Source organism: Amaricoccus sp., from assembly GCF_047602525.1.
In the GTDB taxonomy this organism is placed as follows: domain Bacteria; phylum Pseudomonadota; class Alphaproteobacteria; order Rhodobacterales; family Rhodobacteraceae; genus Amaricoccus.
Genome location: NZ_JASGHB010000001.1, coordinates 3,658,092 through 3,671,779, shown reverse-complemented (window position 1 = coordinate 3,671,779; position 13,688 = coordinate 3,658,092). Strand labels below are relative to the sequence as shown.

At 70.4% G+C, this 13,688-nt stretch carries 12 protein-coding genes and 2 pseudogenes; 6 read left to right on the top strand and 8 right to left on the bottom strand.

Features of this window, described 5'->3' with window-relative positions; translation table 11 throughout:
• Nucleotides 1-120: 120 nt before the first annotated feature.
• Nucleotides 121-1,056, bottom strand: coding sequence for a sugar-binding transcriptional regulator (locus tag QM699_RS18735; protein WP_415012514.1), 936 nt, complete (start codon nt 1,054-1,056; stop codon nt 121-123).
• A gap of 209 nt (nt 1,057-1,265) precedes the next feature.
• On the opposite strand from QM699_RS18735, the gene QM699_RS18730 reads away from it, so the two are divergent.
• Nucleotides 1,266-1,790 (top strand): DUF1003 domain-containing protein, encoded by a 525-nt coding sequence (locus QM699_RS18730; protein ID WP_415012513.1) that lies wholly within the window; start codon nt 1,266-1,268, stop codon nt 1,788-1,790.
• Here QM699_RS18730 and QM699_RS18725 read toward each other — a convergent pair.
• The 5 genes and pseudogenes from QM699_RS18725 to QM699_RS18705 all read right to left on the bottom strand — a co-directional run bounded on the left by QM699_RS18725 (nt 1,787) and on the right by QM699_RS18705 (nt 7,241).
• On the bottom strand, nt 1,787-2,545 hold the full coding sequence (locus tag QM699_RS18725; RefSeq protein ID WP_415012512.1) for an alpha/beta fold hydrolase: 759 nt from the start codon (nt 2,543-2,545) through the stop codon (nt 1,787-1,789). The genes QM699_RS18730 and QM699_RS18725 overlap by 4 nt on opposite strands.
• Nucleotides 2,546-2,637: 92 nt before the next feature.
• Complete coding sequence (locus QM699_RS18720) at nt 2,638-3,651, bottom strand: DNA polymerase III subunit delta (protein WP_415012511.1); 1,014 nt, start codon at nt 3,649-3,651, stop codon at nt 2,638-2,640.
• 10 nt (nt 3,652-3,661) lie between these two features.
• Nucleotides 3,662-4,168 (bottom strand): LPS assembly lipoprotein LptE, encoded by a 507-nt coding sequence (gene lptE / locus QM699_RS18715; protein ID WP_415012510.1) that lies wholly within the window; start codon nt 4,166-4,168, stop codon nt 3,662-3,664.
• Nucleotides 4,155-6,723 (bottom strand): annotated as a pseudogene (gene leuS / locus QM699_RS18710) (leucine--tRNA ligase). The gene lptE and the pseudogene leuS overlap by 14 nt, the downstream one beginning before the upstream one ends.
• Nucleotides 6,724-6,761: 38 nt before the next feature.
• A complete protein-coding gene (locus tag QM699_RS18705) occupies nt 6,762-7,241 on the bottom strand; it encodes a DUF3576 domain-containing protein (protein ID WP_415012509.1) in 480 nt (159 codons plus the stop codon).
• 243 nt (nt 7,242-7,484) lie between these two features.
• Between QM699_RS18705 and QM699_RS18700 the strand changes: the two genes are divergently transcribed.
• Together QM699_RS18700 and QM699_RS18695 are read left to right on the top strand one after the other, a co-directional pair.
• Nucleotides 7,485-8,543 (top strand): porin, encoded by a 1,059-nt coding sequence (locus QM699_RS18700; protein WP_415012508.1) that lies wholly within the window; start codon nt 7,485-7,487, stop codon nt 8,541-8,543.
• A gap of 170 nt (nt 8,544-8,713) precedes the next feature.
• Nucleotides 8,714-9,367 (top strand): YggS family pyridoxal phosphate-dependent enzyme, encoded by a 654-nt coding sequence (locus QM699_RS18695; RefSeq protein ID WP_415012507.1) that lies wholly within the window; start codon nt 8,714-8,716, stop codon nt 9,365-9,367.
• Nucleotides 9,368-9,576: 209 nt separating this feature from the next.
• Here the strand turns inward: QM699_RS18695 and QM699_RS18690 are convergent, their stop codons facing one another.
• Together QM699_RS18690 and QM699_RS18685 are read right to left on the bottom strand one after the other, a co-directional pair.
• The gene (locus tag QM699_RS18690) at nt 9,577-9,792 is read right to left on the bottom strand and encodes a helix-turn-helix domain-containing protein (RefSeq protein WP_415012506.1); all 216 of its coding nucleotides are present in this window, start codon (nt 9,790-9,792) and stop codon (nt 9,577-9,579) included.
• Nucleotides 9,789-9,956, bottom strand: a complete 168-nt coding sequence (locus tag QM699_RS18685; RefSeq protein ID WP_415012505.1) for a hypothetical protein — start codon at nt 9,954-9,956, stop codon at nt 9,789-9,791. Before QM699_RS18685 ends, QM699_RS18690 begins: the two co-directional genes overlap by 4 nt.
• Before the next feature lie 301 nt (nt 9,957-10,257).
• Between QM699_RS18685 and ppk2 the strand changes: the two genes are divergently transcribed.
• From ppk2 to QM699_RS18670, 3 genes and pseudogenes are all read left to right on the top strand, one after another.
• The gene (gene ppk2, locus QM699_RS18680) at nt 10,258-11,163 is read left to right on the top strand and encodes a polyphosphate kinase 2 (protein ID WP_415012808.1); all 906 of its coding nucleotides are present in this window, start codon (nt 10,258-10,260) and stop codon (nt 11,161-11,163) included.
• Between the two features lie 89 nt (nt 11,164-11,252).
• Entirely contained in the window at nt 11,253-12,140 is an 888-nt protein-coding gene (locus QM699_RS18675; RefSeq protein WP_415012504.1) for a cation diffusion facilitator family transporter, read from the top strand.
• A 174-nt stretch (nt 12,141-12,314) separates the two neighbouring features.
• Nucleotides 12,315-13,650: pseudogene (locus QM699_RS18670) on the top strand (8-oxoguanine deaminase).
• Nucleotides 13,651-13,688: the final 38 nt, after the last annotated feature.

The window sequence follows — 13,688 nt, the reverse complement described above, 5'->3', positions numbered from 1 at the left end:
TCCTCCATTGGCACCGCACTATCGCGGTCATTCTTCGTTGGGCGCAACGATCGCAAGATTCGGTCGACCTGTCAATCTGGATTGAGAGCATTCGCCCGTCCGCTGGGCAACTGCCAGACTTCAGACGTCGGCCAGCAGGCTCTCCGCGGTGGCCTCGTCGGTAACGAGCCCGTTGACCAGCCCGCCGCGCAGTGCAGCGGCGAGTGCCCGGCGCTTGCTGCGGCCCTTGGCCAGCGCGATGACGGTGCTGCGGGCACGGTCGGGAATCGGCGCGCTCGCGGTCCGGGCGTTCGCCCCCCCGTCGAGCAGCCGGCCGTCGCGGTCGAAGATCCAGCCGCAGATCTCCCCGACCGCCCCCGCAGCCCGTTCCGCAGCCAGCTCCTCGCTCGTCAGGAACCGGTCGAGAAACAGCGGCGCCACCTCGTCCATCTGCCCGATGCCGACGAATGCTACGTCCGCGGTGTCCGCCAGCGCCAGCGTCGAGCGGAGCAGGCTCTGCTGACGCATCAGCGCACGCTCCTCCGGCGACGCGAGATAGACCGGCAGCGTCATGGGAAAGTGCCGGGCGTCGACAACCTCCGCCATCGAGAAGATCACGTTGTAGTACGCAGCCGTGCCGTCCGGCCCGACGTTGCCGGTGAGCGAAACGATGCAGTGCTGCCGGCACTCGATCGGCGGCAGGTGGTCGATCGCCGCCTTGAGCGTGCGCCCGGTGCCCACCGCCATCACGATCGGCTGCTCCCGCCGCAGCCATCGGGTGATCTCCGCCGCCGCCGCCTCGGCGATCCCGACGGTGCCGCCGTCGCTGCCCGGATCGGTCGGCACCACCTCGGCCCGCACCAGGCCGAACCGATCCGTGAGCGCCTTGGCGAGGTCGAGGCAACGGGCGATGGGATGCTCGATCCACACCCGCACCAGCTTTTCCGACACCGCGAGCGATACCAGCCGCTGCGCCACCTGCCGCGAGGTCCCCATCTCCGCCGCGATCTCGTCCTGGGTGCGCCCGGCGACATAGTAGAGCCAGCCCGCGCGGGCGGCGTCATCGAGCCGATTCAACGAGCCCCGTCTCCGCCCCATGCCGCCAACCCGCCCTGCGCAATTGCCCTCAGTTTAGGCAGATGCGCGTACCACGCAAGTGTGCTCGCCGATCGTGCCGCCCGCGGTTGCGCGGCCACGGCATCACCTCGGCGCGAACGCAGTTGACGGCATCGGCAAATCCCGCATCTTCCGCCGCACGCAACGGCAGACAGGGCGGAGCGGACAGCATGGCAGAACGGCAGGAAGGGCTCGCCCAGGTCCTCTTCGGCAAGCAGATCCACGCCCTCGCCGAAGCCGAGGCGGCGGTGCTGCGCAAGATCGACCGGCAGGAGCCGATCAGCCAGGACGCAAACCGGGTCATCGCCGCCCAGGCCAGCCTCGGCGACCGGCTGGCCGACAAGGTGGCGTCGGTCGGCGGCTCATGGGGCTTCATCGCCAGCTTTTCGGTGATCCTGCTCGGCTGGATGGTGCTGAACAGCGATGTGCTCGGCCGCTGGGGGATCGCCTTCGACCCCTACCCGTACATCTTCCTCAACCTCATGCTCTCGACGCTGGCCGCGATCCAGGCGCCGGTCATCATGATGAGCCAGAACCGCCAGGCCGATAAGGATCGGCTGGCGGCGCAGCTCGACTATCAGGTGAACCTGCGCACCGAGATCGAGATCCTGCGCATCCAGGCCAAGCTCGACGACGCCATCCTGACCCGGCTCGACCAGATCCTCGACCGCCTGGAGCCTCGGGCGGAAGACTAACGCTCGGCGATCTCACGCACCGCGTCGATGACCAGATCCGGGCGGTCGTCCTGGATCTGGTGGCCGCTGCCCTCGGCGATCACCAGCCGGCCCTGCGGCGACATCTCGGCGAGGCGGGCCTGAAAGCGCAGCAGGACGGGCTCGAGCGCGTGCAGGTCGGTGCCGTGATCGGTCGCCGCCATCACCGTCAGCGGCACGTCCGGGAACGGCCCGGCGGTGCGCACCTGCCGGCTGCTTTCGGGCATCCCGGCGCCCTCGAGGTATTCCGCCGTCCCCGGCTCCATCTGCCACAGCGGGTCAAGCTCCGGCGGCTCCTCGGCGATGGTCGAATCGAGCAGCACCAGCCCGGCCACGTCGGCGGGATAGGTGCGCGCGAACATCTGCAGGTAGAGCCCGCCCAGCGAGTGCCCGACGAGCACCCAGGGCGGCGGCACCCCGACCGCGTCAAGCAGCGCGTGCAGGCGCGTCGCCACCGTCTCGGCCGTTACCGGGTCGGCGGCCTGCAGCGGCTGGCTCTGGCCGAGCCCGGCACGGTCGTAGAGGATCACCTGCCCGAAGCCGGAGATCGGCCCTGCCACCTTGTCCCAGGCATGGCTGTCGGCGCCGAGGCCCGATTCGAACACCACGCCCGGCCCCGCGCGGCCGAGCGTCTGCACGTGCAGGTTCTGGCCGTCGACCGAATAGAGCGCCTCGGCCGCCGCGACCGGCGGCGCGGCGAGGACGAGCCCCAGCAGAGCGACGTTCAGTGCAGACATGCCACCCTCCCCTCTTCAGTCCTGAGTCGTAGAACGCCCGCCCGCCGCCGACACCCCCTCGGCGGGGTCGGCGGCATCACGCTTGCGCCAGCTTACCCGCGGCGCAGCATGGCGATCCGGATCAGCAGCCGCTCGACCAGGGCGCTCGCCGGCACCGGCCGCGACGAACGCAGCGCCAGTTCCGCCTCCATGACGAGGCCGAGCGCGGTCTCCAGCCGCTCGCGGCCGAAGGCCCGGGCCTGACCCGCCATCCGGCTGCGCCGCGGACCGAAGACCGGCGGCCGCGCCCGCGACAGCGCCGCCTCGGGATCGCCTGCCGCCGCCGCGGCGTGCAGCGTGCGGAAATACCGGGCGGCGGCGATCGTCACCGAGGTGGCGCTGCCGCCGCCGAGGTCGCGGAACGCGCGCGCGAGCCCGCGCGCGTCGCCGTCGGCGGCCAGCATCAGCACCTCGTCGATCTCGGCCTCGCCGGAGGGCGGCGCAACCGCCGCCACGTCGTCGGAGACGAGCGGCCCGGCGTCGCCGTGCTTGTAGAGCGCGAGCTTTTCAAGGAACTGCGCGAAGTCGCCGGGGTCGAGCGCCCGCGCCAGCAACTCGATCTCGCCCGTCACCTCGCGCCCCGCCCCGGCGAGCCCGGCCGCCGCGAGCGCCGCCTCGACCTCGGCGCGGTCGGGAGGGTCGGCATAGACGCCGATCGCCGCCGCGGTCTTCGCCGCCTCGAATGCCTTGCGCAGCCCGCTGCCCGCCCCGAGGTTGCCGGCGGTGGCGACGATGGCGGCATCGCCGGCCGCCCAGTCCTCGAGTGCCGCCTTGACGGCGGCGAGCGCGGGCTCGCCCGCATCCTCCACCAGCACCGCCCGCGGGCCGGGAAAGAAGCCGACGGCCTTCACCGCGTCGACGAGCGCCGCCGGATCGCGGCGCAGATCGGCGCCGGCGAGCCGGGTCAGCCGCATCTCGTCCGCGGCCTTCGGCCCGACCAGCGCCTCGACGAGCGCCTTGCGCTTCAGCGCCACCCGCATGGCATCGGCGCCGTAGAGCAGGATGCCGGCAATGCCCGGGTCGGGCCGGGCGAGAAAGCGGGCGGCATCGCGGCCCGAGAGTTTCATGGCAGGCGCTTCACGCCCAGCCGCCGGCCGACAGCGCCAGCCGCTGCACGATCTCGTCGGCGAGCGTCACCGCCAGCCGGCGTTCCGCGTCGATTTCCGCCGCCCGCGCCGCAAAGGCCGTCGACGCGACGAAGTCGGGCGCGTTGAACCCCGTCACCGACCGCACCACGCCCGAGGCGACCGCGGGCCCGCCGGCCACCGGCGTCAGGGTGTATTCCGCGACGCCGGTCACGTCGAAGCGGGTGGTCACGTTCTCCTGCGTCAGCGCGGTGCCGGCGCTCGTCAGCGTGAGCTTGACCTCGAGGTGGTACGGCGCATCGGCCGGCTCGCCGAGGCGGTTCGTCAGCCGCTCACGCATCGCGAAGCCGGCCTCGCCCTCGATCAGGCCGACATCGACCCGGCCAGACATGCGCGCGGCCGGCGCGCCCTCGCCATAGAGCGGCTGGAAGCCGCAAGCCGCCGGCAGCAGCGCGAGGAGGCCGAGCACCCCCCGCCGCGAGACGTCAGAGCACGACATTGACGATCCGGTCCGGCACGACGATCAGCCGCCGCGGCACCGCCCCGGCCAGCACCCGCCGCACCGCCTCGTCCTCAAGCACCAGCGCCTCGATCGTGGCGGCGTCCGACCCGGCCGGCACCGCCACCTCGGCCCGGCGCTTGCCGTTCACCTGCACCGGCAGGATCACGTTCGCCTCGACCAGCAGCGCGGGGTCGGCCACCGGCCACGGCGCGGCGGCGACCAGCCCCGCGCCGCCCACCGTCGCCCAGACCTCTTCCGCGAGGTGCGGGGTCATCGGCGCCATGAGCTGCGCCAGCGTGCGCAGCGCCAGCCGCCGCTCTTCCGCCGGCACCCGCTCGGCCCGGCCGATCGCCGCGGTCAGCTCGTAGATCCGGGCGATCGCCTTGTTGAAGGCAAAGCCCTCGATGTCCGCCGTCACGTCGCGGATCGCCCGATGCACGGCCCGCATCATCGGCTCGGCATCACCTTCGCCGCCGACCGCGCCCGCCGCCTCGTGCGCCAGCCGCCAGACGCGGCCGAGATGCTTCGCCGCCGCGTCGGCGCCCGAGGCCGTCCACTCCACGTCCCGGTCGGGCGGGCTGTCGGACAGCACGAACCAGCGCGCGGTGTCGGCGCCGTAGTGGGCGATGATGTCGGCCGGGTCGACGACGTTCTTCTTCGACTTCGACATCTTCGTCGACGGCCCGATGTCGACCGGCGTCCCGTCGGCAAGCCGCGGCTCCCCCCCGTCCCGCAGCACTTCGGAGGGGTCGCGCCACACCGGGCGCCCGTCGGGCCCCGCGGTGGAGTAGGTCTCGTGCGTCACCATGCCCTGCGTGAACAGCGCGTCGAACGGCTCGCCGGCCGCTTCGGGCAGGTGGCCGGTCTTCGCCATCGCGCGGGCGAAGAACCGCGAGTAGAGCAGGTGCAGGATCGCGTGCTCCACCCCGCCGATGTACTGGTCGACGTTCATCCAGTACGCCGCTTCCGCCATGTCGGTCGGCGCCTCGGCGTGCGGCGCGGTGAAGCGGGCGTAGTACCACGACGAATTCGACGAAGGTGTCCATCGTATCGGTCTCGCGCCGCGCCGCCCCGCCACAGGCCGGGCAGGTCGTGCGCGCCCACGTCGGATGGTGCTCGAGCGGGTTGCCCGGTTTCTCGAAGCTCACGTCGTCGGGCAGCCGGACGGGCAGGTTCTCGCGCTTCTCCGGCACCACGCCGCACGCCGGGCAGTGGACCACGGGGATCGGGCAGCCCCAGTAGCGTTGCCGGCTGATCCCCCAGTCGCGCAGGCGATAGCGCACGACACCGTGGCCGACGCCCTTCGCCTCGCAGAGGTCGATGGCCGCCTCGACCGCCGCCTCGCCGGTCATCACCTCGCCGGTCGTCGCCTCACCCGCCCCGAGCGGGCGGAGATACGCCACCGCCTCGGTCTTCGGCGGCACGAACGCCTCGCTGCCGACGCGGGCGTCGGAGCCCGGCGCGGCAAAGACATCGGCGACCGGCAGGCCGTACTTGCGCGCGAAGTCCAGATCGCGCTGGTCGTGCGCCGGGCACCCGAAGATCGCGCCGGTGCCGTAGTCCATCAGGATGAAGTTGGCGATCCAGACCGGCAGCTCCCAGTTCGGATCGAACGGGTGGACCACCCGGATGCCGGTGTCGAAGCCGATCTTCGGCGCGGTCTCGATCTCTTCCTCGGAGGTGCCCGACTGCCGGCACTCGGCGATGAACGCGGCGACCGCCGGGTCGGCGGCCAGCGCCTTCGCCAGCGGATGCTCCGGCGCGATCGCGGCAAAGCTCGCGCCCATCAGCGTGTCCGGCCGCGTGGTGAACACCTCGAGCGACGGGAAGTCCGACGGCGCCCCGCGGGTCTCGAAGCTGAACTGCAGGCCCCGGCTCTTGCCGATCCAGTTGCGCTGCATCGTGCGCACCTTGTCCGGCCAGTGCTCCAGCCGGTCGATGGCGGCGAGCAGGTCGTCGGCCATGTCGGTGATCCGGAAGAACCACTGCACCAGCTCGCGCCGCTCGACGACGGCACCGGAGCGCCAGCCGCGGCCGTCGACCACCTGCTCGTTGGCGAGCACGGTCATGTCGACCGGATCCCAGTTCACCTGCGCGCTCTTGCGGGTGACGAGCCCGGCGGCGAGCATGTCGAGGAACAGCGCCTGCTGCCGGCCGTAGTACTCGGGATCGCAGGTCGCGAACTCCCGGCTCCAGTCGATCGAGAGGCCGAGCGGCTTCATCTGCGCCCGCATCGCGTCGATGTTGGCATAGGTCCACGCGCCGGGCTGCACGCCCTTCTCCATGGCGGCGTTTTCGGCCGGCAGGCCGAAGGCGTCCCACCCCATCGGATGCAGCACGTTGAAGCCGCGCGCCTTGCGATAGCGCGCCACCATGTCGCCCATGGTATAGTTGCGCACGTGCCCCATGTGGATGCGCCCCGACGGATAGGGGAACATCTCCAGCACGTAGTACTTCGGCCGCGACGGGTCATGCCGCGCGACGAAGATGCCGGAATCGTCCCAGGCAGCTTGCCACCGGGGCTCGATCTCGCGGGGGTCGTAGCGCGACATTGTCTTCCTCGAAAACAGGTCTCGAAAGGCGGCAGCGGTCAGCCCTGCTGGCCCGCCACGGCGATGCGCATCTGGCGGGCGCGGGTGAGGATCGCGTCCTCCAGCGCCTTGTTCTCCGCGTCCCCCACCGGCACGGCGCGGCCGCCCTGCTGGCGATAGGCTGCGACCTTCAGCGCCCGCGCGTCGAGCGACGGGTCGGAGATATAGACGGTCACGCGATAGGCGCCGCCGTTCAGGCTGCCCCAGTTGGTGACGATCAGGCCGGAGAACGGGTCCGCCGCCTCGAGAGGCAGGAAGGAGAGCGTGTCGAGCGACGCCTGCCACAGGAATCGGTTGACCGCGACCTGATGGTTCACGTCGCCCCGGCCGCGGAACAGGTCGAAGAAGCTGTCGTCGCTGATCTCCTGCTCTTCGTTGCGGCGCTCAAGGGCCTTCTGGCGCTGAAGCTCCGAGTTGCCACAGGCGCTCAGCGCCCCGAGGGCGGCAAGGGCGAGACAGAATGCACGCTTGTCAATCACGAGCCGGACGGTCCCTCAGGCATCTCCGCGCGGTGTGTAAAGTGAAGCCCCGCGGGCGGCAAGCCCAAAGCACGGGTGCGCCCCGTCGGCCACTGTGGCGTCCTTGCATCAGGGCCGCAGGCAATCTTTCGCCCGCCTGCCATTCGCTTGACCCTGAGCCGGGCGATGAGAGATGAGAGGCTCACGGGTCCGGGATGTCTCGGATTTGAGATGGGTTTCAAAGAAGAACAACGAGGAAAAGCGATGAAGAAGGTGCTCTTCGCAACCACCGCGTTCGCCGGCCTGGCGATTGCCGGTGTGGCCTCGGCCCAGGGGATCGCGCTGTTCGGCGACGCCCGTCTGGGTCTCGGCTACAACATTCAGAACGACGGTTCGACCTGGCTCGGCGACAACGGCGAGACCACGGACGACCTGCGCGCGGTTTCCCGCGTCCGCTTCGGCGTCAACATGACCGGTGAGACCGACAGCGGCATCACCTTCGGCGCCACGATCCGCGCCGACAACGCTTCGGGCGGCCAGGGCGGCACCGATGGCCAGACGGCCGGCGACGTGTTCGTGTCGGGCAGCTGGGGCACGCTGACCTACGGCGACACCAACGCGGCTGACGAGCAGTGGGTTGGCGACGTCCCGGGCGACTTCTCGCTCACGGGCCTCGGCGATCGTGACGAGACCTCGTTCATCTCGAACGGCGGCCACTTCGGTAACGACTACGCCGGTGCCTTCGCGGCCAACCCGGCGGCGCGTCCGACCGTCCGCTACGACTTCGATGTCGCCGGCTTCGGCATTTCGGCGTCGACCAACCGCGACCTCGACGACATCGTCGTCGGCACCGGCTACACCGCCGACTTCGGCGGCGGCAGCTGGACGATCGGCCTCGGCTACAACGACTTCACCGGCTTCACCTCCACCACCGGCGTCGTCTACAACGACGGCAAGCAGTGGTCGGCCGGCCTCAAGGCCGAGTACGAGAACTTCTCGTTCGGCGCGACCTACGTCAACGCCGACATGGACAGCACCGTGGCTGGCTCGGGCGATCCGAAGTTCCAGTCCCTGCTCGTCGGTGGTTCGTTCGGCTTCGACGCCTTCACGCTCGGCGCCTTCTACGGCAACATCCTGAAGGCCGAAGGCACCCTGCTGGACTCGAGCGGCACGGCCATTGACCTGTCGGACGTCGACGGCGACGACACCTTCGCCGTCACCGGCCAGTACGACCTCGGCGGCGGCGCCACGGTCAACGGCGGCGTCGGCCAGGACTACAACGGCGACACCGTCGGCGACTTCGGTATCACGATGGCGTTCTGATCCCGAACAACGGGACAGTGAGAGGGAAAGGCGGGCCTCGGCCCGCCTTTCTTTGGCCGCGCCCTCTTCCGGTGCTCCGGGGCGCGCTTTCTTCCGGCCACGGTCTGGATCGCGCGGCACCGCCGCCGTATATCGTGCCGGCCAGACGTGCCGAGCCGGAGCGCCCGCCCATGCCCCTTCCCGACATCGAGAGCCGCATCGCGGCCGCCACCGCCCGCGCCGGCCGGGCGCCCGGGTCGGTCACGCTCGTCGCCATCTCCAAGGTGCAGACGGAAGAGCGGGTGCGCGCCGTGCTCGCCGCCGGACAGCGGGTCTTCGGCGAGAATCGCGTCCAGGAGGCGGAGGGCCGGTGGACGCCGCTCCGGGCCGAGGTGCCGGGCATCACCCTGCATCTGGTCGGTCCGCTGCAGACCAACAAGCTCGGCAAGGCGCTGGCGCTGTTCGATGCGATCCACAGCGTCGACCGCGACAGCCTTGCCCTCCGGCTCGCGGATGCAGTGCAGGCCCGCGGCGCCTGCCCGACGCTGTTCGTGCAGGTGAACACCGGCCGCGAGCCCCAGAAGGCCGGTATCGACCCGGATGCACTCGACGGCTTCCTCGCCCGGCTGCGCGGCGATCTCGCATTGCCGGTCTTTGGCCTGATGGCGATCCCGCCCGTCGACGAAGACCCCGCGCCGCACTTTGCCGCGCTGGCCGCCATGGCCGCGCGAAACGGCCTCGACGGGCTCTCCATGGGCATGAGCGACGATTTCGAAACCGCGATTGCCCATGGCGCCACCCACGTCCGCGTCGGCTCGGCGATATTCGGCGCCCGGGCCGCCTGATACCGGCCGCCTTGGGCGGATCGGCCGTCACCTGAGCCGACCCCGACCCCCTCCCTCTCGATGTGACGCATTCCGCGCGGTAGGACACACCCGAGGTGTCGTCGCATACGCAGAAGCCGTAAGATCCTGAAATCTTACCGCAGAGGGGACGGCCGAGATCGCCTGTCGCAACGCTCCTTGCGAACACCAATATTCGCGCCGAGCATCCTTCACGGCTCCCTGTCCGGCCACTCGGGCGGCCTGAAGCCGGAGAGGAACCAGTTCATGGCGCGAGCCGCCACCGGATTGACGCTGCGTGCGGTCGAGCGCTCGCCAGCCATTTCCCATTTGCGAATCGTCTGGGGCGCCGTGTCGAGGATAGCCCCGAGTTCCGACTGGGTAAGGCCCAGCTCGCGCCTGGCGTCCTTGAACTCCTCCGGACTCATCCGAGGAAGATCTTCACCAAGGCCGCCGTAGCGCCCATCACGCCGGCAGCGGCGAGGAATGGCGCAAGGAAGGTGTTGAGGCCGATCTGCTTCGTCTCCGCAAGAAGCTTCGCGATCACGGCGCGCATCTTGTCGTCAGCGAGGTTCTGCTCGGCCTGGGTCATGTCGATCCTCCAGCGGCTGGCGGGCTTCATTGCCCTTCGACATTTTCAAGAGTAGCGCCATCGGCGCTACTTATCAAGAGTGGAGCCAGGTTGGAGTTGGTTCGGCCAAGTGGGTGCACACCTGCCGCTACCGGCTTGGGCGGACTCGGCCCGTGTCCCACCGCGCGGAATGCGTCACTCTCGATGTGCGGGAACCGGCTGCCTGCCCATTCGTCCCGGCGTCACCAAAGGTTCACTTTCCCCCGCGCCTCCGGCGGGCCATCAGGACGCGAACCGGGACAGGGGCGAGACAATGGAAGAGATGCGGGACGAGGCGGACGACTGGCTGGCGGCGGAACTGGCCGACACCCTCGACGAGGACTATGAGCTCGAGCTTTCCGAGCCGGCGCTCAGCAGCGAGATCCGCAAGATCTATCGCCGGCACCACCCGCCCTCGATGGAGCGGATCACCTATCTCCGCGAGCTGCTGCGGCTGCAGTCCGAGCTGATCAAGCTGCAGGACTGGGTGCAGTACCACAAGGAAAAGGTCGTGGTGATCTTCGAGGGGCGCGACTCGGCCGGCAAGGGCGGGGTCATCAAGCGCATCGCCCAGCGCCTCAACCCCCGCGTCGCCCGAGTCGTCGCGCTGCCTGCGCCCTCCGACCGGGAGCGTAGCCAGTGGTACTTCCAGCGCTACGTGCCGCACCTGCCCGCCGGTGGCGAGATCGTGCTGTTCGATCGGTCCTGGTACAACCGCGCCGGGGTGGAGCGGGTGATGGGATTCGCCACCGAGGACCAGGTGGGCGAGTTCTTCCACGACGTGCCGGAATTCGAGCGCATGCTGGTCCGCTCCGGCATCCGGCTGGTCAAATACTGGTTCTCGATCACCGACGAGGAACAGCAGCTGCGCTTTCTCATGCGGATCCACGACCCGCTGAAGCAGTGGAAGCTGTCGCCGATGGACCTGCAGAGCCGGGTCCGCTGGGAAGACTACACCAAGGCCAAGGAGGAGATGTTCGACCGCACCAACATCCCCGAGGCGCCGTGGTACATCGTCGAGGGCAACGACAAGAAGCGGGCGCGGCTGAACTGCATCGACCACCTGCTCGGCCTCATCCCCTACGAGCCGGTGCCGCACGAGGACATCCACCTGCCGGAGCGCATCTTCAATCCGGACTACGAGCGCCAGGTGTTGCCGAAACAGCTCTACGTGCCGGAACGGTACTGACCCCGCCCGCCACGGACTCGCCCCGCGTGGGTTGTCCACCCCGGCGGGGGCGTCTAAAGCCCTCGCCAGCGGCAGGTCGGGAGAGGACGATGAGCGAGACGGTGAAGATCGCTGCCGGCAGCATCCTGGTCGGCGTGATCGTCCTCGGGATCAAGTACCTCGCCTACGCCGTGACAGGCTCGGTCGCGCTCTACTCGGACGCGATCGAGAGCTTCGTCAACGTGGCGACCGCCATCGCCGCGTTGCTGGCGGTGCGGCTGTCCGAGCAGCCGCCGGACCACAATCACCCCTACGGCCACCACAAGGTCGAGTATTTCAGCGCGGTCCTCGCCGGCGCGCTCATCACCATCGCGGCGCTCCTGATCCTGCGCGAGGCCTGGGGCGCGATCCGGGCGCCGCGGACGATCGAGGCCCCGGGCCTCGGCCTTGCGCTCGCGGGCCTCGCCAGCGTCGCAAACGCCGGCTGGAGCTGGATCCTCGTCAGCCGCGGCCGCCGGCTGCGCTCGCCGGCGCTGGTCGCGGACGGCAAGCATCTCCTTTCCGATGTCGTCACCTCGATCGGCGTGGTGATCGGCATCGGCCTCGCGCTCTATACCGGCATCGCGCTGCTCGATCCGGCGCTTGCCGGTCTCGTGGCGCTCAACATCCTGTGGTCCGGCTGGAAGGTGATCCGCCAGTCGCTCGGCGGCCTGATGGACGAGGCGGTGTCCGACCAGGAGCTGAGCCGCATCCGCGAGGTGATCGCCCAGCATGCGGAAGGCGCGATCGAGGCCCACGACGTGCGCACCCGCCACGCCGGGCGCGTGACCTTCATCGACTTTCACCTGGTGGTGCCGGCCCAGATGCCGGTGAGTGCGGCGCACGACATCTGCGACCGCATCGAGCGGGCGCTGAAGCAGGCGGTGGAGGGGACGCTCGTCACCATCCACGTCGAGCCCGAGGACAAGGCCAAGCACAACGGGGTGGTGGTGGTCTGACCGCCGCCCCGCCCGCGCCGGCCTCGCGTCGGCTGGCGCCTTGCAAGCCCACGACTTTCAGGATTTTTCCGAAGCTCTTGCCGCCGGATGCGTCTTGTTCCGGTGGAGAACCCCCGGCACGCTCGAGCGTCGGGCAGGAGCGAGGGGCTCGCCCGCTGCAAGCGGAGGGACGCGATGCCGAGCCTCGTGGTCAGGAACGCCACCATCGTGACGATGGACGACGAGCGGCGCGAGCTGGTCGGCGACATCCGGGTGGAGGACGGGGTGATCGTCGCGGTCGGGCCCGACCTCGGGCCGGCCGACGCGGCGATCGACGCCACCGGCTGCGTGGTGACGCCCGGACTGGTGAACACCCATCACCACCTCTACCAGACCCTCACCAAGGCCGTTCCCGCCGGACAGGACGCGCTGCTCTTCGGCTGGCTGAAGACGCTCTATCCGATCTGGGCGCGGATGGACCCGGAGGACATGTTCGTCTCGGCGCAGATCGGGCTGGCCGAGCTGGCGCTGTCCGGCTGCACGCTCAGCTCGGATCATCTCTACATCTTCCCGAACGGCGTGCGGCTCGAGGATACCATCGCGGCCGCGGCGACGGTCGGCGTGCGGTTCCATCCGACCCGCGGCGCGATGAGCCTCGGGGAGAGCGCGGGCGGGCTGCCGCCGGACAGCCTGGTGGAGGCCGAGCCGGCGATTCTCGACGACATGATCCGGGTGGTCGATGCGTTCCACGACCCCGCCCCGGGCGCGATGGTGCGGGTCGGGCTCGCGCCCTGCTCGCCGTTCTCGGTCTCGACCGGCCTCATGCGCGATGCGGCGGACCTGGCGCGCGACAAGGGCGTGATGCTGCACACCCATCTCGCGGAGAACGACGAGGACATCGCCTATTCGCTCAGCCAGTTCGGCTGCCGGCCGGGGCAGTATGCCGAGGATCTGGGCTGGACCGGGGAGCACGTCTGGCACGCGCACTGCGTCAAGCTCGACGCCGGCGAAATCGACCTCTTCGCGCGGAGCCGGACGGGGGTCGCGCACTGCCCGTGCTCGAACTGCCGGCTCGGGTCGGGGATCGCGCCGGTGCGGCAGATGCGCGACGCGGGCGTGCGCGTCGGGCTCGGGGTCGACGGGTCGGCCTCGAACGACACCGGGCACCTGCTCTCGGAGGCGCGGCAGGCGATGCTGCTGCAGCGGGTGCGGAACGGCGCGGATGCGATGAGCGCGCGCGAGGCGCTGGAGATCGCCACTCGCGGCGGCGCCGAGGTGCTGGGCCGCGGGGGCGAAGCTCGGGGTGATCGCGCCGGGGCGGCGGGCGGATCTGGCGGTCTGGGACGTCTCGGGGCTCGGCGCCGCGGGCGCCTGGGATCCGGTGGCGGCGCTGGTGCTCTGCGGGCCGTTCGCCGTGCGCGACCTGATCGTCGAGGGACGGCAGGTGGTCGCGGAGGGGCAGCTCACCGGCTTCGAGCTGGGGACCGTGCTGGAGCGCGGGCGGCAGCGGGTGGCGCGGCTGCTGGCGTAGGGAGGGAGCGCCGTCCTCGGGGGGGCGAGGCGCCCCCC

Bases quoted from the DNA above. Each gene is read 5' to 3' on its own strand.
- QM699_RS18730 (WP_415012513.1), top strand. From the start codon at position 1,266: ATGGCAGAACGGCAGGAAGGGCTCGCCCAGGTCCTCTTCGGCAAGCAG.
- QM699_RS18725 (WP_415012512.1), bottom strand. From the start codon at position 2,545: ATGTCTGCACTGAACGTCGCTCTGCTGGGGCTCGTCCTCGCCGCGCCG.
- QM699_RS18720 (WP_415012511.1), bottom strand. From the start codon at position 3,651: ATGAAACTCTCGGGCCGCGATGCCGCCCGCTTTCTCGCCCGGCCCGAC.
- lptE (WP_415012510.1), bottom strand. From the start codon at position 4,168: ATGTCGTGCTCTGACGTCTCGCGGCGGGGGGTGCTCGGCCTCCTCGCG.
- QM699_RS18700 (WP_415012508.1), top strand. From the start codon at position 7,485: ATGAAGAAGGTGCTCTTCGCAACCACCGCGTTCGCCGGCCTGGCGATT.
- QM699_RS18695 (WP_415012507.1), top strand. From the start codon at position 8,714: ATGCCCCTTCCCGACATCGAGAGCCGCATCGCGGCCGCCACCGCCCGC.
- QM699_RS18690 (WP_415012506.1), bottom strand. From the start codon at position 9,792: ATGAGTCCGGAGGAGTTCAAGGACGCCAGGCGCGAGCTGGGCCTTACC.
- QM699_RS18685 (WP_415012505.1), bottom strand. From the start codon at position 9,956: ATGACCCAGGCCGAGCAGAACCTCGCTGACGACAAGATGCGCGCCGTG.
- ppk2 (WP_415012808.1), top strand. From the start codon at position 10,258: ATGCGGGACGAGGCGGACGACTGGCTGGCGGCGGAACTGGCCGACACC.
- QM699_RS18675 (WP_415012504.1), top strand. From the start codon at position 11,253: ATGAGCGAGACGGTGAAGATCGCTGCCGGCAGCATCCTGGTCGGCGTG.